The following is a 21,939-nucleotide window of genomic DNA, read 5'->3' as shown; positions in this document are numbered from 1 at the left end:
ACGATCGCGGCTGACCGCGTCGCTTCGCCCGGTTTTGCGGACCGGCAGCCTGATTCGCGGCCTGCCATTCGCGGCCCCTGCCCCTGTATATAATCATGGCTGGCCAATATTCTCGCAACCCGACCACAGGATTGGCGCAGAAAATCCGCAGAATATCATGAAAACCGCCAGTATTTCTCACGAATATTTGTCTTAACCGGACAACAGGCTTGATCGCGTTTGAATTTGTTAACCAGCTTGGTGCGATATGGCTTACTATTCTGGCTCCAGCAGGGAACACAGATAGTGAAATCAATATTGGTGGTCGGCGCTCGTGGCATCCCGGATGTCGAGGGCGGCGCCGAGAAAAATGCAGAACGGCTATTTCCCCTGATTGCCAGCCGGGGCTGGAAGGTGTGCATTGCCGGGATGAAACGCCATGTGCAAAGCGACCATTATCGTGGCGTCGCGCTCTGGCGCGCGCCGTCGGTGGGCCTGCTGACAATCGACCGGCAGCTCTATGCCATGGCGACATTGTTCAAGGCGGTCCGGACGCGGCCGGATATTGTCCATTTCACCGGCCTGAAATCCGCCCTGCTGCTGTGGGCCTACAAGCTGATCGGCTGCAAGACTGTTGTCTCCTACGGCGCCAATTGTCACGCCCCTCCGCCGAGCGGTCCCGCGAAATGGATCATGGATTGGGCGAAATACCAGCTGCGCTGGGCCGACCGCATCATCGCCGTGACCCCGGCGCTGGCCAGAAAACTGGATGGTCCGGGCGGACTGGACAATATCCATGTGATCGGCAACGCGCTCGACAAAGCCGAACATTATCCGGATGATCTGCCCGCCCCGGTCAGCGGGGACTATATATTGTTCGTTGGCCAGATATCACAGAAGAAGAATATCCACAGCCTGATTTCCGCCTTCCGCATATTCGCCAAGAACCATCCGCAGATGCAGCTGGTGATCGTCGGCGACTGGAGCAAGAACAGCGGGCGGAAGCAGATAGAGGATCTGGGGGACGAGCGGATCGTGCTGCTGGGCAGCCTGCCGCGGTCGGGGCTCGCGCCGCTCTATCGCGGTGCCCGCTTCTTCGTGAACCCGTCGATCCGCGAAGGCCATTCCAACACCCTGCTCGAAGCGATCAGCCTCGGTTGCCCGCTGCTGCTGAGCGATCTTCCGGAAAACCGGGACCTGAGGCTCAACGCCAAACATTATTTCAGCCCCGGCAATATCCGCAGCATGGTCAGCGCGCTGGTCCGGGCCAACGCCAATCCCGCAGTGTTTCGCGTGGACGCCGCGCGCTTCCCGCACTGGGAAGAAATCGCCGAGCAGACGATTGGCCTCTACGAGAAACTGTTCGCCGATGACGGCGCCCGCGAGACATCCCGGGTCCGGCCGTCGCGGGCCTAGGAGCCCGGCGAGGGCCAGCTATATCGACGGCCGAACGAACCGCTCGGCGCCCAGCGGCCGCCATTTGGCGGGCCATCCTCAGAATTTATAGCCGACCTCGACACCGAAGCGGCGCAGGCCGCCGGGCGACACAAAGGACCCGCCAAATTCGACCGCGGTGATCACCTCGTTGAGATAGCGCTTGTCGAGCAGATTGTCGGCAAAGGCGGTGATGTTCCAGTTTTCGCCTTCCAGGCCGAAACGCAGATCGAGTACGCCAAAGGCATCGCGCTCGGTGATCGACATGTCCGCGTCACCGACGAAGGCGGGCAGCGCCAGGGCAGAGCCGGGCAACAGACCGCTGAACAGGGTCGGGCCGGTGTCTTCCTGCACCGTGTGGAACCAGGTCGGGCCGGTGATGCGATAGTCTGCGCGCATTACCAGGTCAAAACTATCGGCAATCGGTGCAACCATCTGGGTGCCGAGGTTGATCGTATAGTCCGCGGTGTGCGGGGACTTGTTGCCCACCGTATAGGGGCGGGAAGCATTGGCCTTGATCTCGCTTTCGGTGAGATTGACCGAACCGAAAATATCCCAGCCCTCGACAATTTCCGCATTGGCGTTGAATTCCACCCCGTAGATGTCAACCTTGTCGATATTCGAGACCACCCGGAGCAGGCCGAAGGATCCGACGAAAAATTCGAAGAACTGCATGTCGTCGACCTTGGTATAATAGCCGGCAAGATCGAAGGTTATCGCGCCATTGGCCGCCGAGCCCTTGAACCCGGCCTCGAACGCGCTCGAGGTTTCCTTGCGGTAGATATCGTTGATCAGGACGTTGGTGCCGAGGAACTGGTTGAAATTCTGGTCGACAATGGCGGCGGATCCCTGATTGTTGAATCCGCCCGATTTGAAGCCGATGCCCCAGTTGGCGTAGAAGTTCAGATCGTCGGTCAGACCGTAGCGCAGCGAAAGTTTCGGCTGCAGCTCCTTGAAGGTTTCCTTCTGGTCGGGGATCGCGCCGAAAGCCTGGCCGGGGTTGATCGGACCGCCGGTGATCGGATCGGTTACCAGCGGCACCCGGCTGGAGACTTCCCGCTGTTCGATATCGTAGCGCAGGGCCAGACTGACATCGAAATTGTCGGCGACCTGATAGTCGAGCGAGCCGAAAGCGGCATAGACATTGGTGTTGAAATTGTCGGAAAACAGCTGCGAGGTCGGGTTGCTGCTGTCCGCGTCATTGTACAATTCGCGGATGATACCCTGACCGAGATCGGCACCGAGGCTGATTCCGACGTCGCGGTCGATGTTCAGATAATAGGCTCCGATCTGCCAGGCCAGCGGCCCGTCGCCATTGGACGCCAGCCGGACTTCCGCGCTGATGTCCGTCTGTTCGCGAATCTGATATTGGGTGCCGTCGCAGGTGGTTGGGCTATAGGCACCGAGCGTTGATCCATTGACCGGATCAAAGATGAACGGGATCGGATTGTTGCCGATGAAGGTCGGCGCGTTGAGCGGAAAGCCGGTCAGTTGCGCCGTGCTGGTGAAACAGGCGTTCGACGCCGCCACCGACGCGGGCGTTGCACCGGGGAATGTATAGCGCGCAAAATCCGCCGACGTGCCGTCGGCCGTCAACGCCTGGTCGACGTCGCTGTAGAGCGCCCATGCGGTCAGCGTCATCGTGTCAAATTCATGCGTCAGCTTGACCGATGTTTCGAAGGTGGTCTGGTCGTTGGTCGGACGGATATTGGAATAATAGCCATATTCGTGATCGTTCACATCTTCGAAAAAGGCCGGATCGACACCCGCGAAATTGGGCAGATGGAAGGCCGTGTTGAAATTGATCGAGGCGCCCGAAAGATCGGCATAGCGCGCCTTCACATCGATTTCGGTTGAATCGCCCAGTTCGGCGATGAACCGGCCATCCACCGACCAGGTTTCCTGATCATCGACCACCTTGCGGTTGTCGAGGAAGCTGTTGCGGTAGAAGCCGTCGCTGGTGTTGTAGGACGCCGACAGCACCAGACCGGCGCTGTCGCCAATCGGTGTCGAGATATAGCCCGAGGCCTTATATGTATTGTCTTCTGCAGCGCTGAGCTTGACGCCGCCTTCCAATATATCACCGGGCTTGAGCGTCTGGATGACGATCGCGCCGGCGGCAGCATTGCGGCCATAAAGCGCGCCCTGCGGGCCTTTCAAAATCTCGATCTGGCGCAGCGTGCCCTGATCCTGGTTGAGCTGCGCGGTATTGGTCTTGAGAATGCCGTCGACCACCAATGCGACCGAGCTTTCCGCGTCGCGCGCGCCGTTGATGCCGCGAATGTTGATCTGGGTATCACCCGCTTCCGCGGTGCCGCTGACAATCGTCACGCCGGCGGTCAGCTGGACAAATTCATCGGCCTGCTGGACGCCGGTACGGTCAAGCATGTCGGCGGTGAACACCGTGACCGATGCCGGCACCTCGGCGAGCAGTTCGTCCTGGCGCCGTGCCGTGACGATGATGACATTGCTGTCCTGGCCTTCGCTGGCATCCTGTTCGCCGCCGGTTTGGGCGAGAGCCGGATTGAAGCTTACCAGCGCGGCGAAACCGGCTGAAAGTGAAAGAGCTGTTTTGATGCGACGCATTGTTGATTCCTTCCCTGAATGGAATGATTTGCGGGCCTTTTGACCCGTCAAACAAATTTAAACGAGCACATTGGCTCCGCTCATATAGACATAGACTTCCTGAAATTTGCCGTCCCGGACCCGCCAGAAATTGGTGTTGTTCAGCAATGTGACGCCCCCGTCGGCATCGGTCAGCTCGGCGACAAAGGAGGCGGCGATCCGGCCGTTTGCCTCGTCGACGGTGCAGGTGAAATCACGGTGGACGATAGTCTCATAGGCTCCGAAGAAATCCTCGAACATCCGCCGGATTTCTTCCTTGCCGCAATGCCGGGTAAAGTCGGTCTGGACGCAGAAGAGCGCGCCGTCGTGGAAACAGTCGAGCGTGGCTTCCATATTCTTGGCGTCGACATTGGCGAAATAGCTCTGCGTTGCCAGCTGGATCAGTTCGTCGCGCGAGAGGCCGGGTTCATATTGCATCAGACGTCTCCCTCTTTCAGCAGATTGTCGCCGCTCATATAGACGGTGACGTCCTGGAACAGGCGGTCCTTGCAATAGAAGCGGTTGCAATTTTCATAGCGCAGCTGCTCGCCGCCATTGGGGGTGATCAGCACGGTGAACTGCGAACAGATCGCGTTGGATGCCGGGTCGGCGGTGTGGACAAAATTGCCGTGCCAGATCTGCTCGAAATCGGCGAACAGCTTTTCGAACATCGCCCGGATCGCATCGCGGCCCTTGTGGGTGGTATCCGAGGTTGCCTCGTGCAGCACGGCGTCGGGCGCGAAACAGTTGAGCACCTGGGTCATATTCTTGTTATCGACGCCGTCGAAATAGCGCTTGGTCACAATGTCGATATAGAAAGGATAAGGCAGCGGGACCTGGCCTGCCATTCCGGGTGTCCAGTCAGTCATCAATACCATCCCTTTCGAATATCGTCATCCTTCGGCACTTCGGGCGCCGGAAAGGCTTTCTTGCTGTGGGTCAGGCCGAGTTCGATCAGCGTTTCGAGAAATTTATAGGCGACCTGCCCCGGATTGAGCACCGGGATCGGCAGCTTATCGTCGAGATATTTGGCCGATTGATGCATAGTGGTCGAGCCGAGGACGATGACGTCGGCGCCGTCCTCTTCCATCGCCAAAGTCGCCTCTTCCCGGAGCTTGTCGAAAATCACCTCTTCCTTGCCCGCGAGCAATTCGGTGACATCGGGCCGGGTCTCGATCGAGCGCAGCGAAGCGACCCGTTCCCACCAGCCATATTCGGTGATCGTCTTTTCGTAGAGCGGGAACCATTCCGGCCACATCGTCAGCACCGTGAATTTCTTGCCCAGCATCATCGCTGCGGCAAAGGCCGCTTCGCCGGGACCGACCACGGGGATATTGAGACGGGAACGCAGTGCCCGCATGCCGCTGTCGCTGACCGTGTCGATCAGGACGCCGGCATAGCCTTCTTCCTCGGCCTTGATTCCGGCCTGAAACACCGTCCAGTCCATCAAAAGCGTGTCATGATAGCTGTCGCCCAGCGCCGCGCCCCAGGGAACGGCGACAAATTCGGGCTGGAAACCTTCGCGGACAAAATCTGCGGGCAATTGCTCGGCTCTGGCCGCCACACCTTCCGCGTCCATCGGGATGGGAACGATGACCTTGATCCGTTTCATAGCGATTGCGGCACGTGCATAGCGGAAATCCCCCTTTGCTCTTTCTATTGTATACAATTACGATCCGTCAAGAGGAAACTGCCGGCCCTGCTCGGGACTTGCCCATCGCCGGATATTCAGCCAATAGCCATTGCATGAGCCGTGCTTCCGACCGTGCCTATCGAAAAATACGCAGCTTCATCCTGTCCGGAGAGGTGTGCCCGGGTATGCAATTGACCGAGGAGCGGCTCGCCGAGATTTCCGGCGTCTCTCGGACACCGGTGCGCGACGCGGTCCAGCGGCTGGAAAACGAGATGCTGCTGGTGCGCAGCGCTTCCAAGCGGCTTTCGGTGGCGGACTGGTCGGACGATGAGATAGACGAGATGTTCACGCTGCGGGCAATGCTCGAATCCCACGCCGCCGAGCGGGCCGCGCTGCGGATGGATGCGGACAGCCTGCGGCGGCTGCGTGAAATCAACGAGGGCCTGACCAGGGCGGTGAGCCAGCCGGAACCCGACGTGATGGCCTTTCTGGACGCCAACCGGAAATTTCACGATCTGATCCTCGCCTGCGCACAATCCCCCCGATTGAGCAAGCTGCTGCCGGCGCTGGTCGAACAGCCGGTGGTTCGCCGCACGGCCAATCAATATTCGCTGGAGGACCTGATCCAGTCGGGCACCGATCATGACGAACTGATCGCCGCTTTTGCCGCCAAGGACCATGTCTGGGCGAGCGCGGTGATGACCAGCCATATCCGCCGCGCCTTCCACAGTTTCAGCGGCGCCACCAGAATGGCCGACGAGGACTAGGCCTCAGATAATACCGCGCTCCTGCAGATCGGCCATTTTCGCACTGTCCATCCCGAGCAGTTCGCCATAGATGATTTCGTTATGCGCGCCGAGTTCCGGACCGACGCTGTCGATATGGCCCGGCGTCTTGGACAATTTTGGCGCGACATTCTGCATCACGAAATTCTCGTGCTGCGGATGATCGACCTTGACCAGCGCTTCCCGCGCCTTGAAATGCGGATCCTCCAGCATTTCCGGCGCGCGATAGACATTGCCTGCGGGCACGCCATGTTCCTCGCACATGTCCAGCAGATCCTTGCTCGTGATCGTTCTGGTCCATTCCATGATCAGCTCGTCGAGCTCGGTCTGGTTCTCGCCGCGCGCCACATGCGTTGCATAGCGGGGATCCTCGCCAAGCTCCGGCCGGCCCATCATCGCCGCCATCCGCTTCCACACGCTGTCCTGGTTGCCGCCGATCAATATGCTGCCGTCGCTGGTCGGATAGACATTCGAAGGCGCGATTTTCGGCAGAATCGATCCGGTCCGTTCGCGGATATGACCGGCGACCGTATATTCCGCCACGGTCGATTCCATATTGGCCAGCACCGCTTCGTAAATCGCCGAGTCGACCACTTGTCCCTCGCCGGTCTTGTGGCGATGCTGCAGCGCCATCAGCGCGCCGAGGCAGGCATAAGTCGCAGCCAGCGAATCGCCAATGGAAAGCCCTGCGCGGCTCGGCGGCCGGTCGGGCTCGCCCATGATATAGCGCATGCCGCCCATCGCCTCGCCAATGCCGCCATAGCCGGCGCGGTGCGAATAGGGCCCGGTCTGGCCATAGCCGGACACGCGGATCATGATCAGCCCTTTGTTGATCGCGCTGAGCGTATCATAATCGAGACCCCATTTTTCCATGGTGCCGGCCCGGAAATTCTCGAGCAGAAAGTCCGATTTCTCGACCAGTTTCTTGACAATTTCCTGACCCTCTTTCTCGCGCAGATTGAGGGTGATCGACTTTTTGTTGCGCCCGACAACGGAGAACCAGAGCGGAATGCCCTGGCCCCAGCTGCGCATCGCGTCGCCGACCTTGGGCGGTTCGATCTTGATGACCTCCGCGCCATGATCGCCCATCAACTGGCCGCAATATGGCCCTGCAATCAGCTGCCCCATTTCGATCAGCCGTAATCCTGTCAACGCCCCTTGCGTCATGAAAAATACTCCCGCATCATCCTTTCTTCTATACAAAGCGCGAACAGGATTGTATACAATTTAAATGGACAGAATTAACCGCACTGCGATCACCATATTGGAAGTCGGCCCGCGAGACGGGTTGCAGAATGAAGCCGAGATCATTTCGACGGCGGACAAATTGGGCCTGATCACCCGCATGCTGGACGCCGGCGCAAAGCGCATGGAAGTGGCCAGCTTTGTCCATCCCGGTCGCGTTCCGCAAATGGCCGATGCCGAAGCGGTGATCGCCGGACTGCCGGACCGCGACGATGTTTCCTATATCGGCCTGTGCCTGAACAAGCGTGGAGTCCTCCGCGGCCTGGCAACGCGCGAGGGAAACAAGCGCGGGATTGACGAAGCCGGCTGCGTGGTCGTGGCCAGCGATACTTTCGGGCAGAAGAACCAGGGCCAGACGATAGAGCAGGGCATCAAGGAAAATCGCGAGATGATCCGCTTTGCCAAGGCCGAGGGGCTGAAGGCGCAAGTCACCATCTCGGCGGCCTTTGGCTGTCCGTTCGAGGGCGCGGTGGACCCCGAGACGGTTCTCCATATCGCCGAGGAAATGGCCGCCGAAGATCCGATGGAAATCGCGCTGGCCGACACAATCGGTGTCGGCGTTCCGGCACAGGTCACCGACCTGTTCGGACGGCTGAAGGAAATATTGCCTGCCCATATCAAGATGCGCGCCCATTTCCATGACACGCGCAACACCGGCATCGCCAATGCCTGGGCCGCGGTGCAAGCCGGCGTGGAGACACTGGATTCCAGCCTTGGCGGACTGGGCGGCTGCCCGTTCGCGCCCAATGCCACCGGCAATATCGCGACCGAAGATCTGATCAACCTGCTCGACCGCTCCGGCGTCGGCCATGATCTCGATCTCCGCAAGGCGATTGCCACCAACCAGTGGTTCGAACCGATTCTCGGTCGGCCGCTGCCGTCTCTGGTCGCGAGAGCCGAAGCCTGAATGCACACTATACAAGAGAGAGATTGAAATATGGGGTATCGATTGGGTGTCGACGTCGGCGGAACTTTTACCGACCTTCTGCTGATTGACGAGGCCACGGGTCAGACGTTCCGGGACAAGGTCCCGTCGACCCCGAGCGATCCCTCCCAGGCGGTCATCAACGGCGCGCGCGGCCTTTGCGAACGCCAGAATATTCTCCCTGCCGATATCGACCTGTTCCTGCACGGCACGACCGTCGCCACCAATGCGGTGCTGGAAAAGAAAATCGCCAAGGTCGGTCTGGTTGTGACCGACGGCTATCGCCATCTGATGCAGATCGCGCGCAGCCTTGTGCCCGGCGGTCTGGCGGCGTGGATCATCTGGCCCAAGCCGGAGCCGATGGCGGCTCTCGAACGGACCATCGAAGCGCCGGAACGGATGGATGCCGAAGGCAATACCGTCCGCGAACTGGACGAGACGGAAATGCGCGCCCGGCTGGAAAAGCTGAAGGCATCGGAAGAGATCGAGGCGCTGACCATCTGCCTGATGAACAGCTATGTCGACGGCCGTCACGAAAAGGCCGTCGCCGCCATCTGCGCCGAGGTCTTCCCCGACATCCCGATTTCCATCTCCTCCGACATCCTGCCGGAAATGCAGGAATATGAACGCGCCCTCACCACCATCGCCAATAGCGCGGTGCGCCCGGCCGTCGCCCGCTATGTCGGCAATCTGGAACGGGAGCTGAAAGCCTGGGGCACCAAGGCGAAGCTCAATCTGCTGCGCTCCGACGGCGGGCTGATGTCAGCGGAAAAAAGCGCCGAGGCTCCGGTCAACCTGCTGATGTCGGGACCGGCCGGCGGTGTCGCCGGTGCGGTCTGGGTGGCAAAAAGCGCGGGCGTGAAAAATATTCTCACGCTCGACATGGGCGGCACCTCCACCGATGTGGCGCTGATCGAAAATGGCGCGGCCCGGTTGCAGCGGGAGACCTCTGTCGGGGACCTCAATGTCCGCGCGTCGTCCATCGACGTCAAGACCGTCGGTGCCGGTGGCGGCTCGATCGCCTTCGTTCCCGAACTGACCAAGGCGCTGCGGGTCGGCCCGGAAAGCGCCGGCGCGGTGCCCGGGCCGGTGGCTTATGGCAAAGGCGGCGAATTGCCGACGGTGACCGACGCCAATGTCGTGCTCGGCTATTTGCCGGAATCGCTGCTGGGCGGCAGCTTTACCCTCGATCGCGAGGGCGCGAAGAAATCGGTCCAGACGATCGCCGACGCGCTGGGTATCGACCTGATGGATGCCGCCGCCGGCATCATCGATATCGTGAACGAAAATATGTTTGGCGCGCTGCGGCTGGTCTCGGTCCAGCAGGGCTATGACCCGCGCGACTTTGCCCTGATGGGCTTTGGCGGCGCCGGACCGCTGCACGCCAATGCGATGGGCAAGCTGATGAACAGCTGGCCGGTGATCATCCCGCCGTCACCCGGCGTGCTCTGCGCCTATGGCGATGCGACGACCCGGCAACGCGTCGAAACCCAGCGCAGCTTCAACAAGATGGTCCAGAACACGACCGATGACGAGCTCACCGCCTATCTCGACAGTCTCGGTGCGCAGGTGAAACAGGAACTGGAAGCCGAGGATGTCGCGCCCGGTGATATCGAGCTGCTCTACGAGATCGATATCCGCTATGCGGGGCAAGCCTTTGAAATTCCGCTATCGGTGGAACCCGAAGGCCTTTCGATTGCCAGCCTGATCGCCCGCTTCGATACCGAGCACGAACGATTGTTCACCTTCAATCTCGACGAGACGCCGCACGAGATCGTCAATGTCCGCGCCGTTGCGCTCGGCAAGTCCGCCGATGTCGCGCCACCGGCAATCGAAAAGGGCGATGCGGATCCATCGGGCGCCAAGACCCGCGATCACCAGCTCTACATGGACGGCAGGATGCAGGACGCCGCAATTTATGATCGCGCGCTGCTCAAGGCCAGCAATCGCGTCGCCGGTCCTGCGATTGTCACCGAAATGGACAGCACCACGCTCGTCCACAGCGGCTGCGAAGCTTTGGTCGACGCCCATGGCAATCTGATCATCAACCTGGTGGAAGGAGCCTGATATGCCCGCACAGATTATCGAAACCAACAAGGCTCCGTTCAACAAGGTCGAGGTCGACCCGGTCACTCTCGACATCATGGAAAACGCCCTGCGCAACGCCCGGATCGAGATGGACGCCACATTGGTCCGCACCGCCATGTCGCCCGGCATTCGCGAACAGGGCGATGCCTTTCCGCTGATCGCAGACCGCGCCGGCAAGATGGTGGTCGGCCAGTTCGGCAGCTTCATCGACGGCTTCCTGCGCTCCTATCCCGGCACGATCGAGGAAGGCGACATGATCTTTCTCAGCGATCCGTACAGCTGCGACGGCGCCGTCAGCCATAATAATGACTGGCTGGTTTTGCTGCCGGTCTATCGCGGCGGCAGGCTGGTCGCGTGGACAGCCATGTTCGGCCACCAGTCCGACATTGGCGGCAAGGTGGCCGGTTCGATTCCGATCGACAGCAAGAGCGTGTTCGAGGAAGGCGTCCGGATACCGCCGGTCAAAATCTACCAGAAAGGCGTCTATAACGAGGAGATGGTCAAGGTCGTCCTGCACCAGAGCCGCAAGCCGGACTGGTGCGCCGCCGATCTCAACGCGCTGATCGCCTCCTGCCGGGTCGCCGCCCGCCGGGTCGACGAAATGTGCGAACGCTTTGGCGAGGACGAATTTGCCAGCGCCACCGATCTGCTGCTGGCCCGCAACCATCGCGCGATGAAACATCTGATCGAGACCAGCATCGGCGAGGAACCGGTCAGCTTCACCGATTTCATCTGCGACGACGGCGTCGGTTTTGGCCCCTATAAGATCAGCTGCAAGATGTGGCGCGAGGGCGGCAAGGTCATTCTCGACTTCGAGGGCACCGACCCGCAGGCGCCGAGTTCGATCAATTTCTTCCTCAACGAGAATATGTTCAAGATGTTCTTCGGCATCTACATGATCATGGTCTTCGACCCGCAGATCCTGTTCAACGACGGCTTCTACGATCTGGTCGATGTCCGGATTCCGGAAGGGTCGCTGCTCAAGCCGAAATATCCCGCAGCACTGGCCGGACGGACCCATGCGCTGGGCCGGATTTTCGACATATTGGGCGGCCTGCTCGGCCAGCGCCAGCCGGAGTTCCTGAACGGCGCGGGTTTCTCGTCCAGCCCGCATCTCATGTATTCGGGCTTCGACAAGGGCGGCGAATGGTTCCAGCTGTTCCAGATCGGCTTTGGCGGCATCCCCGGACGGCCCTTTGGAGATGGTCCGGACGGCCACTCGCTGTGGCCCGGATTCACCAATGTGCCGAATGAGTTTCTCGAGAAATATTTCCCGCTCAGAATCGAACGCTACGAGGCAAAGCCGGACAGCGGCGGCGCGGGCAGTTTCCGCGGCGGCAATGGCATCCACATGACCTACCGTTTCCTCGAACCCGGCACGGTGGCGATCCACGACGACCGCTGGTTCACCTATCCCTGGGGCGTCAACGGCGGCCAGCCGGGTGACCGCGCCACCAAGATACTCGAGCGCGCCGATGGCACGAAAGAAGTGGTCGGCAACAAGCAGGACGGCGTCGAGGTGCGCGAGGGCGATCTGCTGCATTTCATCACCTGGGGTGGTGGCGGCTGGGGCAACCCGCTGGAGCGCGATCCCGAACTGGTGGCGCTGGAAATCCGCCAGGGACTGGTTACCGTGGAAGGCGCGCGCGACTATGGTGTGGTGATCGCCGAAGACGGCAGCGTCGATGGCCCGGCAACCGAGAGCCTGCGCGCGGAAATGGCGGCGAATATTGTCGAGAGCGACAGTCCGTTTAACTTCGGACCGGATATCGAAACCTTGCGCGCCAATTGTCTGGAAGAAACCGGTCTGCCGGCACCGGTGCAACCGGGACGTGTCGCCGCCTAGCAAGTTCCGGCTATCCAAAGTGCGGTTTGTCCCGCCTTATCCAAGCCCCTAGACTGGTCGCCAATCCGGTTACGGGAGAGGTGCAATAGTCGATAGCGAGACAGATGTTCTGATCATCGGTGCGGGGGCCGCGGGGCTCACTGCTGCGCTCGCCGCGCATGAATCTGGCGCCTCGGTCCGGCTGATCGAAAAGCAGGACCGGCTCGGCGGCACCGCCGCGATTTCCGGCGGCGTGGTCTGGCTGCCCGATCATGACCAGATGGCGGCGCAAGGCATCAAAGACAGCAGCGCCGATGCCCTCACCTATTTCCTTTCCCTCAATCATGGCGAAATGGACGAAGCGGTGCTCTCGGCCTTCGTCACCGAAGCCGGCCCCATGTTTTCCTTCCTGACCGGCATCGATGCAATCGATCTGACCATGATGCCGGACTATCCGGATTATTACGGGGACCGGCCCGGTGCGAAAACGGGTGGCCGGTCGCTGGACAATGAACTGTTCGATTTCACTTCGCTCGGCGCGTGGAAAGACCGCGTGTTCGATCATGGCCCGGCGCCGCGGATGATGCTGCGCGAAACGCCGCTGGGTGGCGGCAGCGGCATGGTCGAACCGGAGGAATTGCAGCGGCGCGATGAAGGAGATCTGCGCGGCTGGGGACAAGCGCTGGTCGGACGGTTGCTGAAAGCCTGTCTCGATCGCGGCATCGAACCGATTCTCGGTTGTGGCGGTTACCGGCTTTGCTTGGAAGAAGGCCAGGCAACCGGTGCGATTGTCGAGCGCGGCGGCGAGCGGGAGACCATCACGGCACGCAATGGCGTGATATTGGCCACTGGTGGATTCGAGTGGAATGATGCGCTAAAACACGCCTTTCTGCGCGGGCCGCTCGATGCACCGGCTTCACCACCTACCAATCGCGGCGATGGACTTAAAATGGCAATGGCGGCGGGGGCGGGCCTCGGCAATATGACCAGCGCCTGGTGGGTGCCGACCCTCGCAATTCCCGAAGCGCAATGGGCGAGCGGCGAGACCCGCAACATGCCGGTGCTGATCGAGCGGACCCTGCCCCACGGCATCATGGTCAACCGCGAGGGCAAGCGTTTCTGCAACGAAGCGGCCAATTATTCGGCGCTCGCGGGGGCCTTTCATGCCTTCGATCCGGCGACCTATGATTATCCCAATCTGCCCGCCTATCTGATCTTCGACTCGCAATATCGGGAGCGCTATCCGCTGGCCTCCTTCATGCCTGGCACGCCGTTGCCCGAATGGGTGGCGCAAGCCGATACATTCGAAGAGCTGGCCGCACTGATTGGCGTCGATGCGGAGGATCTCCCGGCCACCGTCAACCGGTTCAACGAAATGGCCGAGCAACTGGACGATCGGGATTTTGGTCGCGGCAAGACCGACTATGACCGCTTTTATGGTGACCGCTCGAGAGAAGGCGCCGGGGCCACATTGGGCGTTCTCGCCAAAGCGCCATATTACGCCGTGGAAATCAGAATGGGTGCGCTTGGCACCAATGGCGGCGCGAGAACCAACGCGCAGGCGCAGGTCGTGGATGTCGATGGCGAGCCGATTGCCGGACTGTTCGGAGCCGGTAACGTGATCAGCGCGCCCACAGGCAGCGTTTACGCCGGCGCGGGCGGCACATTGGGGCCAGCCCTGACATTCGGCTATATCGCCGGCCGCGCGGCGGCCAGACGGGTCAACCGGTGACCGGCAAGATCAAGGAGATCATATGATGGCTATATTGGACCAATTCAGACTGGACGGCGAAGTCGCTGTCGTCACCGGCGCCGGCAAGGGGATCGGACGGGCGATTGCGCTCGGGCTGGCGGAAGCGGGTGCCGACGTGGCGGTCGCCGCGCGCTCTGCCGATGATCTGGAGAAGGTCGCCGGAGAGATACGCGCCATGGGTCGCCACGCAATTGCGGTCCCCACCGACGTGACCAGCCGCGCCGCTCTCGAAAATCTCGCCAACCGCGCGGTCGAGGAACTGGGCCGGCTGACCATCTGGGTCAGCAATGCCGGCGGACTGCCCGATGGCACGCCCCGCTATCTGACCCGCACCCCGGAAGAGAGCTGGGACGCGCAGATTGAGCTCAATCTGAAAAGCGTCTGGATGGGCGCCGTCGCTGCCGCCAGCCATATGAGCGATAATGGCGGTGCGATTATCAATATTTCCTCGCGCGCCGCAATCGGCGGGCAGGTCAAGAACGCCCCTTATGGCGCTTCCAAGGCGGCGGTGAACAGCCTGACCGCCAGCCTGTCGCTTGAACTCGCACCGAAAATTCGCGTCAACGCAGTGGCGCCCGGACCGATCCCGACCGAAAATTTCGATGAGTCGATGGGTATCGATTCGGAAGAGAAACGCGCGGCTCTGCTCAAGCAGTTCCAGATTCCGCTGGCCCGTTTCGGCCGGGAAGAGGATATCGCCGCTGCCGTGGTCTATATGGCCTCGCCCGCATCCAGCTGGGTAACCGGCCAGTGTCTCTATGTGACGGGCGGCAAGTGACGCTTCAGGCGCGCTGACGCTTCATCCACACCCAGACGCGCCAATAGTGGAAACCCGCCCAGAGGTTGAACAGGGCCAGCACCATCAGCGCCTGCTGCAGGGCGCTCGCCTCCAGAGCGCGGTTGCCGCCGGCGAAATAGTCGGACAGGCCGCCGACGAAAACGGGGCCGATGCCGAGGCCTATCAAACCCGCGATCATCAGATAGATGGCCACTGCCATCGCCCGCGTCCGGTCGCTGGCCAGAGTCTGGACGGCGGCGAAGCTGGGGCCGAAATAGAAGGTCGCGGCAAAGGTCGGAATGCCGAGCAGGGCGATCGCGACATTGGCGTTTTCTGCATAGATGGCGGCAATCATGCCGGGCGCGGCGAGCGCCAGCACCAGCCCGCTCGCCAGCAAGGGCAGCGCCGGATCGCGCTTGCCGATCAGATCACCAGTCTTGCCGCCGAACCAGGCGCCGAAACCGCCGGTTATCCCGACCATCACGCCCAGTTTCCAGCCAAGCTCGCCATAGTTCATGCCATGCACCCGGACAAAGAGACCGCCGTAGAAACTGGCGAGGCCATAGGAAATGAACTGAACCAGCACGCCAGCGGCGACCAGATGCCAGTAAGCCGGTTTGCGTGACAGTTCGAGCAAGGCGGCGCGCAAGGTCATTTCGCCCGCCGCGGGCTGAAAGGCTTTGGCCAGGCTGACCTTGCCGCGCGGATCAGGGACGGTGAACCAGATCACCAGCGCGATGATTATCCCCGGCAGGCCGGCCAGCAGGAACGCGGCGCGCCAGCTGAACATTTCGGTGATATAACCGCCACCGGCATAGGCAATGAACGCGCCGACGGGGACTGCTGCCCCCATGATGCCGAGCGCGCCGGCACGGCGTTCCGGCGGGAACAGATCGGCGATCAGGCTGTGCGAAGCCGGCGCCGATCCCGCTTCGCCGATGCCGACGCCGACACGCGCCAGGAACAACTGCACAAAACTTCCCGCCAGTCCGCAAAGCACCGTCATCAAAGACCATATGGCAATGGCAATGGCGATGATTCGGCTGCGGTTCCAGCGATCCGCAAGCGCGGCCAGCGGAATCGCCAGCGTCGTATAGAAAATCGCGAAGGACAGGCCGGTCATCAGGCCAAGCTGGGTATCGGACAATCCGAGATCACGCTTGATCGGCTCGGCCACGATCGAGATGACCTGACGGTCGAGAAAGTTGAGCATCGTCACGATGAACAGGATCGCGAGCGCGTAATTGGCGCGCCGGCGCGAGGCAGACGCATTGTCTGCCATAATCTCGATGCCCTCGTTGGGGCGAATGTCCTCTGCCATCCGACAGCTATGACAGGATTATTTTGCGCCCGGCACCCTTTGTTTAGCTAGGGCCGGTCATGCTTCTTGTCAGAGCGACTGACCGTCATCGATGATGATATCCGAACCCGTAATCATCCGCGAAGCGTCGGAGGAGAAATAGAGCATCATCGGGTCGAGCGATTCGATATCCTGCAGGCGGCGGCGATGGAAACCGGCGATTTGCGCTTCGCCCCCGGCGGTCTGATACCAGTCGCCCTGGATCTCCGTCGGGATATAGCCGGGATGGATCGTGTTCACATTCACCCCCATCCGCACCCATTCGCGCGCCAGATTGCGGCCGAGATGGGTCACGCCCGCCTTGCTGGCGGCATAGGCGCTGTCGCCTTCGCCGGTCAGCCGCGAGGTGATCGAACCGATGATCACGATCCGGCCGTTTTCCTTTTCCCGGCTGCCGCTGGCGATCAGCCTTTTGGCCCCTTCGCGCGCCACCAGATAGACGCCCTTGAAATTGGTATCGAGCAGCATCTGCAGCCGGTCCGCCGGTACTTCGGTTGATCGCCCCGTCGCGGCAACACCGGCATTGGCGACAATCGAATCGACCGTGCCGAATTGCGCTTCCGCCGCATCATAGGCAGCGATGATCGAGGCCTCGTCGGTGACATCGAGCGGAACAGCCAGCGCCTGACCGCCTGCATCAATAATTTCCTTCGCCAGCGCGTCGGTCCGGTCGGTCCGCCGGGCACCCAGCACCACATTCGCGCCCGCCGCAGCAAACAGCTTGGCGAAACGCGCACCGAAACCCGATGAGGCACCAGCGATCAGAGCGGTGCGGCCTTCCAGCGAAAAGGGGATATCCATAATGTCTCTGCTCCGGGATAGATTGTTCAACAAGCCCTAGACGATCCCGAAATGGTCGGCCAATAGTCAATTGCATAGGAGAAGATAATGATAGACACGTCCATCGATTTTACCGGGCAGACCGTTTGCGTAATTGGCGGCTCGAGCGGCATCGGCAATGCCAGCGCACAGGCCTTTCGCGCCCAGGGGGCCGAAGTCCATGTCACCGGCACGCGGAGCAGCGAAGCCGACTATGATGCCGACGAGGGATCCGATCTGTCCGGCCTGACCTATCACCAGCTCGATGCCGGTGACGATGCCGCGATCATCGCCCTGCGCCAGAAATTCACCAGGCTCGACATATTGGTCTGCTCGCAGGGCATGGTGATGTACAAGCGCGCCGAATTTGAACCGGAAAATTTCGCCAAGGTCGTGCAGGTCAATCTCAACAGCCTGATGACCTGCGCCGGGCAATTTTATGATTTGCTGAAAGAAACAAAAGGCTCGCTGATCATCATCAGTTCGACCGCCGCTTTCCACGCTACCGTTGGCAATCCCGGTTACAACGCGTCCAAGGCTGGTGCCGCCGGACTGACCCGCACCCTGGGCAAGGCCTGGGCGCCGGACGGCATCCGCGTCAACGGTGTCGCGCCGGGCCTGATCGCCACAAAGATGACCAAGGTCACCACCGACAATCCCAAGCGGCGGGACGCCACCATCCGGTCCATCCCGCTGGGCCGCATCGGTGATACGGACGATATGGCGGGTCTGGTGCTGTTCCTCGCCTCGCCGCTCGCCGGTTATATCGTCGGCCAGACGATCATCGCGGACGGGGGGCTATTGCTGTAACGCCAGGCCCGAGGGCGTGTCGCTCATCGCCTTGCTGGTCCACCAGAACAGGCCGACCGAGACCGTCAGGCTGACCACTGCGGTGACCATGACGGCGTAGCTCAGCGACATCGCGCCATATTGACTGGCCCAGCCGTCACTCATCACGCCGATCAGGGCCGGTCCGATCGCATAGCCCAGCAGATTGGCCAGCAGGCTGCCGAAGGCCGAGGCCGTGCCCCGCTCGGTCGGCTTCACCGCCGCCTGCATCATCGAATAGGCCGCCCCCTGGGTGGACACGAGCAGGATATAACCGACGATATACAGCCCCAGCGTCCATTGCAGGCTGTCGGCGAGCAGGCAGGAGGCCCAGAAGGGCAGAGTCAGTCCCAGCGCCAGCGCGCAATACCACGGACGCCATTTCGGGGTTCTCTTGGCCAGATGGTCGGCCAGAAATCCGCCAAATATCATGCCGGGGACGCCGCCGATGAACAGCACCGCTCCGAGATAGAGACCGGCTTCTCCCTGGGTGATCTCGAATTTGCGCATCAGGATCGGCGCCAGCCAGATGGCAAAGGCGAAGGCCGGGACATTGGCGAAGGCATTGGCCGTGATCACCCGGGCGAGAATCGAATTGCGCCAGAGCGAGAGCATCGCGGTCCTGAACGGCTCCTGCTTCGCCACACCCGCCGCGTTCGCATCGGCTTGAAAATAGCGGCCGCGCACCGGTTCCTTGACGGTCAGATAGAGTATGATACCAAGCAATACGCCGGGCAGGCCGAGCAGGATGAAGGCCCAGCGCCAGCCATATTCGGACGCCAGATAGCCGCCCGCCGAATAGCCGAGAACCGGCCCCAGCACAGCACCGGCGGTAAAGATACCCATGGCACGCGATAGTTCGTGCGGCGCGAAATAATCGGTGATGATCGACACCGACGGCGGCGCGCCCCCGGCCTCGCCAACGCCGACACCGAGACGCGCGAGAAACAAGGTCCAGAAACCGGTCGCCGCGCCGCACAGGGCCGCCATGATGCTCCACAGGGAGACCGCCATCGCGACCATCGTCCTGCGGTTGGTACGATCCGCCAGCCGGCCGGCCGGAATGCCGAGCAACAGATAGAATATCGTGAAAGCGGTCCCGGCGAGCAGCCCGATCTGCGTGTCGCTCAGCAGGAACTCGGCCTTGATGTCCTCGATCAGGATCGACATCACCAGCCGGTCGGTGATGTTGAACATGAAGGTCAGCATCAGCATGATCAGCACATAATATCGATAGACGCCGCCGGAAGTCTGCTCGGGTAACTTGCTCATCAACATCCTCTCCAACGGATGGCAATGATCTAGCGTGAAAAAGGGGACAGAACCAGCATGGCTCTATCCCCTTAAATGATAGGGTCAAAAATCATATCGACCCGCGATGCCGTTCGTGCTGAACTTGTCGAAGCACATAGGAGGCCGCTCGGTGCCGCGTTCATCCTTCGACAGGCTCAGGACGAACGGGTTTGTCCGCCTAACCCGCGGTCAGCGCAATATGCCGCCGCATATGATGGTCGACGCTGCCGAACTCGCTCTCGATGATCGACAGGCGCTTGAAATAGCTGCCCACCGCGAGTTCGTCGGTCATGCCCATGCCGCCATGGGTCTGGATCGCCGACTGGCCAATGAAGCGCGCGGCCTGGCCGATACGGACCTTGGCCGCAGACACATTCTTCTTGCGTGTCGCGTCGTCCTCGTCGAGCTTGATCGTTGCCAGATAGCACATCGAAACCGACTGCTCATATTCCATCAGCATGTCGGCCATGCTGTGCTGCAAGACCTGGAAGGAACCGATCGGCGTGCCGAACTGCTTGCGCTGGCGCGAATAGTCGACCGTGGTTTCGTTGGTCACCTTCATCGCGCCCACCGCTTCGGCGCAGACCGCTGCGGTCGCTTCGTCGACGACCTTCTCGATCAACGGCAGGCCATTGTCCGCCTCGCCGATCAGGGCATCGCCGGAGACTTTGACATTCTCGAAATAGACTTCCGAAGCGCGGCGACCGTCGACCGTCGCATAGTCGCGGGTGCTGACGCCTTGCGCTGCCTTGTCGACAACGAATACCGAGACACCGTCCTTGTCGGTCTGGCCACCCGAAGTGCGCGCGGTGACGACCAGATGGGTCGCCCAGGGCGCGCCGATAACAACAGCCTTGTGGCCGTTGATGACATAATCGCCGCCGTCGGCCTTGGCCGTGGTTTCCAGATTGGCCAGATCGTAGCGACCGCGTGGTTCGGCATAGGCAAAAGCAAAGATCATCTCGCCGGAAATGATTCCGCCGATATATTCTTCGCGCTGCGCAGCGCTGCCGCCATGTTTCAGGGCACCGCCGGCGCAGACCACGGATGGAATGAACGGCTCGACCGCAAGACCCTTGCCGAATTCTTCCATGATGATCATCGCTTCGGTGGCGCCGCCGAAACCGCCATCTTCTTCCGAAAAAGGAGCGGCCAGCATGCCGAGTTCCGCGAGCTGCGCCCAGAGCTCGGGCCGCCAGCCGGATTCGCTGGCAATCACCTTGCGGCGCGTATCAAAGTCATATTCTTCACGGATCAGGCGCGAAATGCCGTCACGCACCATATTCTGTTCGTCGGTAAAATCGAAATCCATTTTGGTTCCCCTCTGTCGGTCCGGTTAAAGGCCGAGGATCATTTTGGTGATGATGTTGCGCTGGATCTCGTTGGACCCGCCATAGATCGACGTCTTGCGCATGTTGAAATAGGTCGGCGCCGCGTGATGGGCATAGTCCGGACCAATCGGGAAGTCGTTCGACCCGTCATCCGGGAAGCTGCGGAAATCGGGCGCGCCATAATGGCCGACCGCTTCCAGCGTCAGCTCGGTCAGCCGCTGCTGGATTTCCGTACCCTTGACCTTGAGCAAAGAGCTTTCCGGCCCCGGCCCCTTGCCCGCCTGTTCGCCGGCCAGCGTCCGCAGCTCGGTGATTTCCAGCGCCGAGAGATCAATCTCCAGCTGGCTGATCTTCTGGGCAAAGCCCATGTCCTCGATCAGCGGCTTGCCATCGAGCATTTCGGCAGCGGCAATTTCCTTGAGCTGTTCGACGCCGCGCTTCGACCGCGCCACGCCGGCAATGCCCGAACGTTCGTGGGCGAGCAGGAACTTGGCATAGGTCCAGCCCTTATTCTCTTCGCCAATCAGATTGGTCGCCGGTACGCGGACATCGGTCAACCACACTTCATTGACTTCATGGCCACCGTCGATCAGCTTGATCGGGCGCACTTCGATGCCGGGTGTTTTCATGTCGACGAGAATGAAGCTGATGCCCATTTGCGGCTTCGGCGCATCCGGATCGGTCCGGCACAGGAAGAAGCCCCAGTCGGCATGCTGCGCCAGCGTCGTCCAGGTTTTCTGGCCATTGATGATATAATCGTCGCCGTCGCGAACCGCGGTGGTTTTCAGCGAGGCCAGATCGGAACCGGCACCGGGTTCCGAATAGCCCTGGCACCACCATACGTCACCCGAACGGATACCTGGCAGATGCTGGGCCTTCTGCTCTTCATTGCCGAAGGTATAGATTACCGGTGCGACCATCGCGACGCCGAAAGGAAGAGGCATCACGGTGTTCATCCGTGCATTTTCCTCGCCCCAGATATAACGCTGGGTCGGGGTCCAGTCGGTGCCGCCATATTCCTTGGGCCAGGCCGGCGTGGACCAGCCCTTCTTGCCGAGGATCTTGTGCCAGGCGAGCAGATCCTCGCGGCTCATTTCGTCCTGCACACCGCGAGTCCCGATATCTTGCGGATAATTATTTTCAATAAATTCACGCACTTCGGCGCGAAAGGCCTTTTCTTCTTCGCTGAATTCAAGATTCATGGGAGCGCTCCTTGGTAAGAATTTGGCCGGACTATAGGCTGAAAACCGCGCAAAACA

At 60.9% G+C, this 21,939-nt stretch carries 18 protein-coding genes; 8 read left to right on the top strand and 10 right to left on the bottom strand.

The window, feature by feature from the left end; translation table 11 throughout:
- Positions 1–285 precede the first annotated feature (285 nt).
- Positions 286–1,395, top strand: coding sequence for a glycosyltransferase family 4 protein (locus tag CHN51_RS05570; protein WP_164088992.1), 1,110 nt, complete (start codon positions 286–288; stop codon positions 1,393–1,395).
- Between the two features lie 78 nt (positions 1,396–1,473).
- Here the strand turns inward: CHN51_RS05570 and CHN51_RS05565 are convergent, their stop codons facing one another.
- From CHN51_RS05565 to CHN51_RS05550, 4 genes are read right to left on the bottom strand one after another with little or no spacing between them, the layout of a single operon-like run.
- Complete coding sequence (locus tag CHN51_RS05565) at positions 1,474–3,999, bottom strand: TonB-dependent receptor (RefSeq protein ID WP_100093138.1); 2,526 nt, start codon at positions 3,997–3,999, stop codon at positions 1,474–1,476.
- A gap of 57 nt (positions 4,000–4,056) precedes the next feature.
- A complete protein-coding gene (locus CHN51_RS05560; RefSeq protein WP_100093137.1) occupies positions 4,057–4,455 on the bottom strand; it encodes a nuclear transport factor 2 family protein in 399 nt (132 codons plus the stop codon).
- Complete coding sequence (locus tag CHN51_RS05555; RefSeq protein WP_100093136.1) at positions 4,455–4,886, bottom strand: nuclear transport factor 2 family protein; 432 nt, start codon at positions 4,884–4,886, stop codon at positions 4,455–4,457. The genes CHN51_RS05560 and CHN51_RS05555 overlap by 1 nt, the downstream gene beginning before the upstream one ends.
- Positions 4,886–5,629, bottom strand: coding sequence for an aspartate/glutamate racemase family protein (locus CHN51_RS05550; protein ID WP_100093135.1), 744 nt, complete (start codon positions 5,627–5,629; stop codon positions 4,886–4,888). Before CHN51_RS05550 ends, CHN51_RS05555 begins: the two co-directional genes overlap by 1 nt.
- Before the next feature lie 134 nt (positions 5,630–5,763).
- Between CHN51_RS05550 and CHN51_RS05545 the strand changes: the two genes are divergently transcribed.
- The gene (locus tag CHN51_RS05545) at positions 5,764–6,417 is read left to right on the top strand and encodes a GntR family transcriptional regulator (RefSeq protein ID WP_100093134.1); all 654 of its coding nucleotides are present in this window, start codon (positions 5,764–5,766) and stop codon (positions 6,415–6,417) included.
- Between the two features lie 3 nt (positions 6,418–6,420).
- Here CHN51_RS05545 and CHN51_RS05540 read toward each other — a convergent pair whose 3' ends face one another.
- Positions 6,421–7,602, bottom strand: a complete 1,182-nt coding sequence (locus CHN51_RS05540; RefSeq protein WP_100093133.1) for a CoA transferase — start codon at positions 7,600–7,602, stop codon at positions 6,421–6,423.
- Positions 7,603–7,666: 64 nt separating this feature from the next.
- On the opposite strand from CHN51_RS05540, the gene CHN51_RS05535 reads away from it, so the two are divergent.
- The 5 genes from CHN51_RS05535 to CHN51_RS05515 all read left to right on the top strand — a co-directional run bounded on the left by CHN51_RS05535 (position 7,667) and on the right by CHN51_RS05515 (position 15,049).
- Positions 7,667–8,587: a hydroxymethylglutaryl-CoA lyase gene (locus CHN51_RS05535; RefSeq protein ID WP_100093132.1), complete on the top strand. Its 921-nt coding sequence runs from the start codon at positions 7,667–7,669 to the stop codon at positions 8,585–8,587.
- 30 nt (positions 8,588–8,617) lie between these two features.
- Positions 8,618–10,672 (top strand): hydantoinase/oxoprolinase family protein, encoded by a 2,055-nt coding sequence (locus CHN51_RS05530; RefSeq protein ID WP_100093131.1) that lies wholly within the window; start codon positions 8,618–8,620, stop codon positions 10,670–10,672.
- A gap of 1 nt (position 10,673) precedes the next feature.
- Positions 10,674–12,539: a hydantoinase B/oxoprolinase family protein gene (locus CHN51_RS05525; protein WP_100093130.1), complete on the top strand. Its 1,866-nt coding sequence runs from the start codon at positions 10,674–10,676 to the stop codon at positions 12,537–12,539.
- An 85-nt stretch (positions 12,540–12,624) separates the two neighbouring features.
- Positions 12,625–14,250, top strand: a complete 1,626-nt coding sequence (locus CHN51_RS05520; protein WP_100093129.1) for an FAD-dependent oxidoreductase — start codon at positions 12,625–12,627, stop codon at positions 14,248–14,250.
- A gap of 22 nt (positions 14,251–14,272) precedes the next feature.
- Entirely contained in the window at positions 14,273–15,049 is a 777-nt protein-coding gene (locus tag CHN51_RS05515; protein ID WP_206169986.1) for an SDR family oxidoreductase, read from the top strand.
- Positions 15,050–15,053: 4 nt separating this feature from the next.
- On the opposite strand, the gene CHN51_RS05510 is transcribed toward CHN51_RS05515, so the two are convergent.
- Together CHN51_RS05510 and CHN51_RS05505 are read right to left on the bottom strand one after the other, a co-directional pair.
- Positions 15,054–16,370 carry an MFS transporter gene (locus tag CHN51_RS05510; protein WP_100093128.1) on the bottom strand — a complete coding sequence of 439 codons (1,317 nt, stop codon included), beginning with the start codon at positions 16,368–16,370 and terminating at the stop codon, positions 15,054–15,056.
- Positions 16,371–16,439: 69 nt separating this feature from the next.
- A complete protein-coding gene (locus CHN51_RS05505) occupies positions 16,440–17,210 on the bottom strand; it encodes an SDR family NAD(P)-dependent oxidoreductase (protein WP_100093127.1) in 771 nt (256 codons plus the stop codon).
- Between the two features lie 90 nt (positions 17,211–17,300).
- Between CHN51_RS05505 and CHN51_RS05500 the strand changes: the two genes are divergently transcribed.
- Complete coding sequence (locus tag CHN51_RS05500) at positions 17,301–18,038, top strand: SDR family oxidoreductase (protein WP_164089282.1); 738 nt, start codon at positions 17,301–17,303, stop codon at positions 18,036–18,038.
- Here CHN51_RS05500 and CHN51_RS05495 read toward each other — a convergent pair.
- The 3 genes from CHN51_RS05495 to CHN51_RS05485 form a co-directional block, all read right to left on the bottom strand.
- Positions 18,027–19,328 carry an MFS transporter gene (locus tag CHN51_RS05495; protein ID WP_164088990.1) on the bottom strand — a complete coding sequence of 434 codons (1,302 nt, stop codon included), beginning with the start codon at positions 19,326–19,328 and terminating at the stop codon, positions 18,027–18,029. The two genes, CHN51_RS05500 and CHN51_RS05495, sit on opposite strands and share 12 nt — an antisense overlap.
- A gap of 199 nt (positions 19,329–19,527) precedes the next feature.
- Positions 19,528–20,661, bottom strand: a complete 1,134-nt coding sequence (locus CHN51_RS05490) for an acyl-CoA dehydrogenase (protein ID WP_100093124.1) — start codon at positions 20,659–20,661, stop codon at positions 19,528–19,530.
- Positions 20,662–20,685: 24 nt separating this feature from the next.
- Positions 20,686–21,882 carry an acyl-CoA dehydrogenase family protein gene (locus CHN51_RS05485; RefSeq protein WP_100093123.1) on the bottom strand — a complete coding sequence of 399 codons (1,197 nt, stop codon included), beginning with the start codon at positions 21,880–21,882 and terminating at the stop codon, positions 20,686–20,688.
- Positions 21,883–21,939 lie beyond the last annotated feature (57 nt).

It is taken from the genome of Sphingorhabdus sp. YGSMI21 (assembly GCF_002776575.1).
Taxonomy (GTDB): domain Bacteria; phylum Pseudomonadota; class Alphaproteobacteria; order Sphingomonadales; family Sphingomonadaceae; genus Parasphingorhabdus.
This window is presented reverse-complemented; position numbering and strand designations above follow the sequence as displayed.

What these genes read in the sequence shown, in the direction of transcription:
- CHN51_RS05555 (WP_100093136.1), bottom strand. Translation starts at nt 4,886, where the DNA reads ATGACTGACTGGACACCCGGAATGGCAGGCCAGGTCCCGCTGCCTTAT.
- CHN51_RS05485 (WP_100093123.1), bottom strand. Translation starts at nt 21,882, where the DNA reads ATGAATCTTGAATTCAGCGAAGAAGAAAAGGCCTTTCGCGCCGAAGTG.
- CHN51_RS05490 (WP_100093124.1), bottom strand. Translation starts at nt 20,661, where the DNA reads ATGGATTTCGATTTTACCGACGAACAGAATATGGTGCGTGACGGCATT.
- CHN51_RS05530 (WP_100093131.1), top strand. Translation starts at nt 8,618, where the DNA reads ATGGGGTATCGATTGGGTGTCGACGTCGGCGGAACTTTTACCGACCTT.
- CHN51_RS05560 (WP_100093137.1), bottom strand. Translation starts at nt 4,455, where the DNA reads ATGCAATATGAACCCGGCCTCTCGCGCGACGAACTGATCCAGCTGGCA.
- CHN51_RS05540 (WP_100093133.1), bottom strand. Translation starts at nt 7,602, where the DNA reads ATGACGCAAGGGGCGTTGACAGGATTACGGCTGATCGAAATGGGGCAG.
- CHN51_RS05535 (WP_100093132.1), top strand. Translation starts at nt 7,667, where the DNA reads ATGGACAGAATTAACCGCACTGCGATCACCATATTGGAAGTCGGCCCG.
- CHN51_RS05545 (WP_100093134.1), top strand. Translation starts at nt 5,764, where the DNA reads ATGAGCCGTGCTTCCGACCGTGCCTATCGAAAAATACGCAGCTTCATC.
- CHN51_RS05515 (WP_206169986.1), top strand. Translation starts at nt 14,273, where the DNA reads ATGATGGCTATATTGGACCAATTCAGACTGGACGGCGAAGTCGCTGTC.
- CHN51_RS05565 (WP_100093138.1), bottom strand. Translation starts at nt 3,999, where the DNA reads ATGCGTCGCATCAAAACAGCTCTTTCACTTTCAGCCGGTTTCGCCGCG.
- CHN51_RS05495 (WP_164088990.1), bottom strand. Translation starts at nt 19,328, where the DNA reads ATGAGCAAGTTACCCGAGCAGACTTCCGGCGGCGTCTATCGATATTAT.
- CHN51_RS05525 (WP_100093130.1), top strand. Translation starts at nt 10,674, where the DNA reads ATGCCCGCACAGATTATCGAAACCAACAAGGCTCCGTTCAACAAGGTC.
- CHN51_RS05510 (WP_100093128.1), bottom strand. Translation starts at nt 16,370, where the DNA reads ATGGCAGAGGACATTCGCCCCAACGAGGGCATCGAGATTATGGCAGAC.
- CHN51_RS05550 (WP_100093135.1), bottom strand. Translation starts at nt 5,629, where the DNA reads ATGAAACGGATCAAGGTCATCGTTCCCATCCCGATGGACGCGGAAGGT.
- CHN51_RS05505 (WP_100093127.1), bottom strand. Translation starts at nt 17,210, where the DNA reads ATGGATATCCCCTTTTCGCTGGAAGGCCGCACCGCTCTGATCGCTGGT.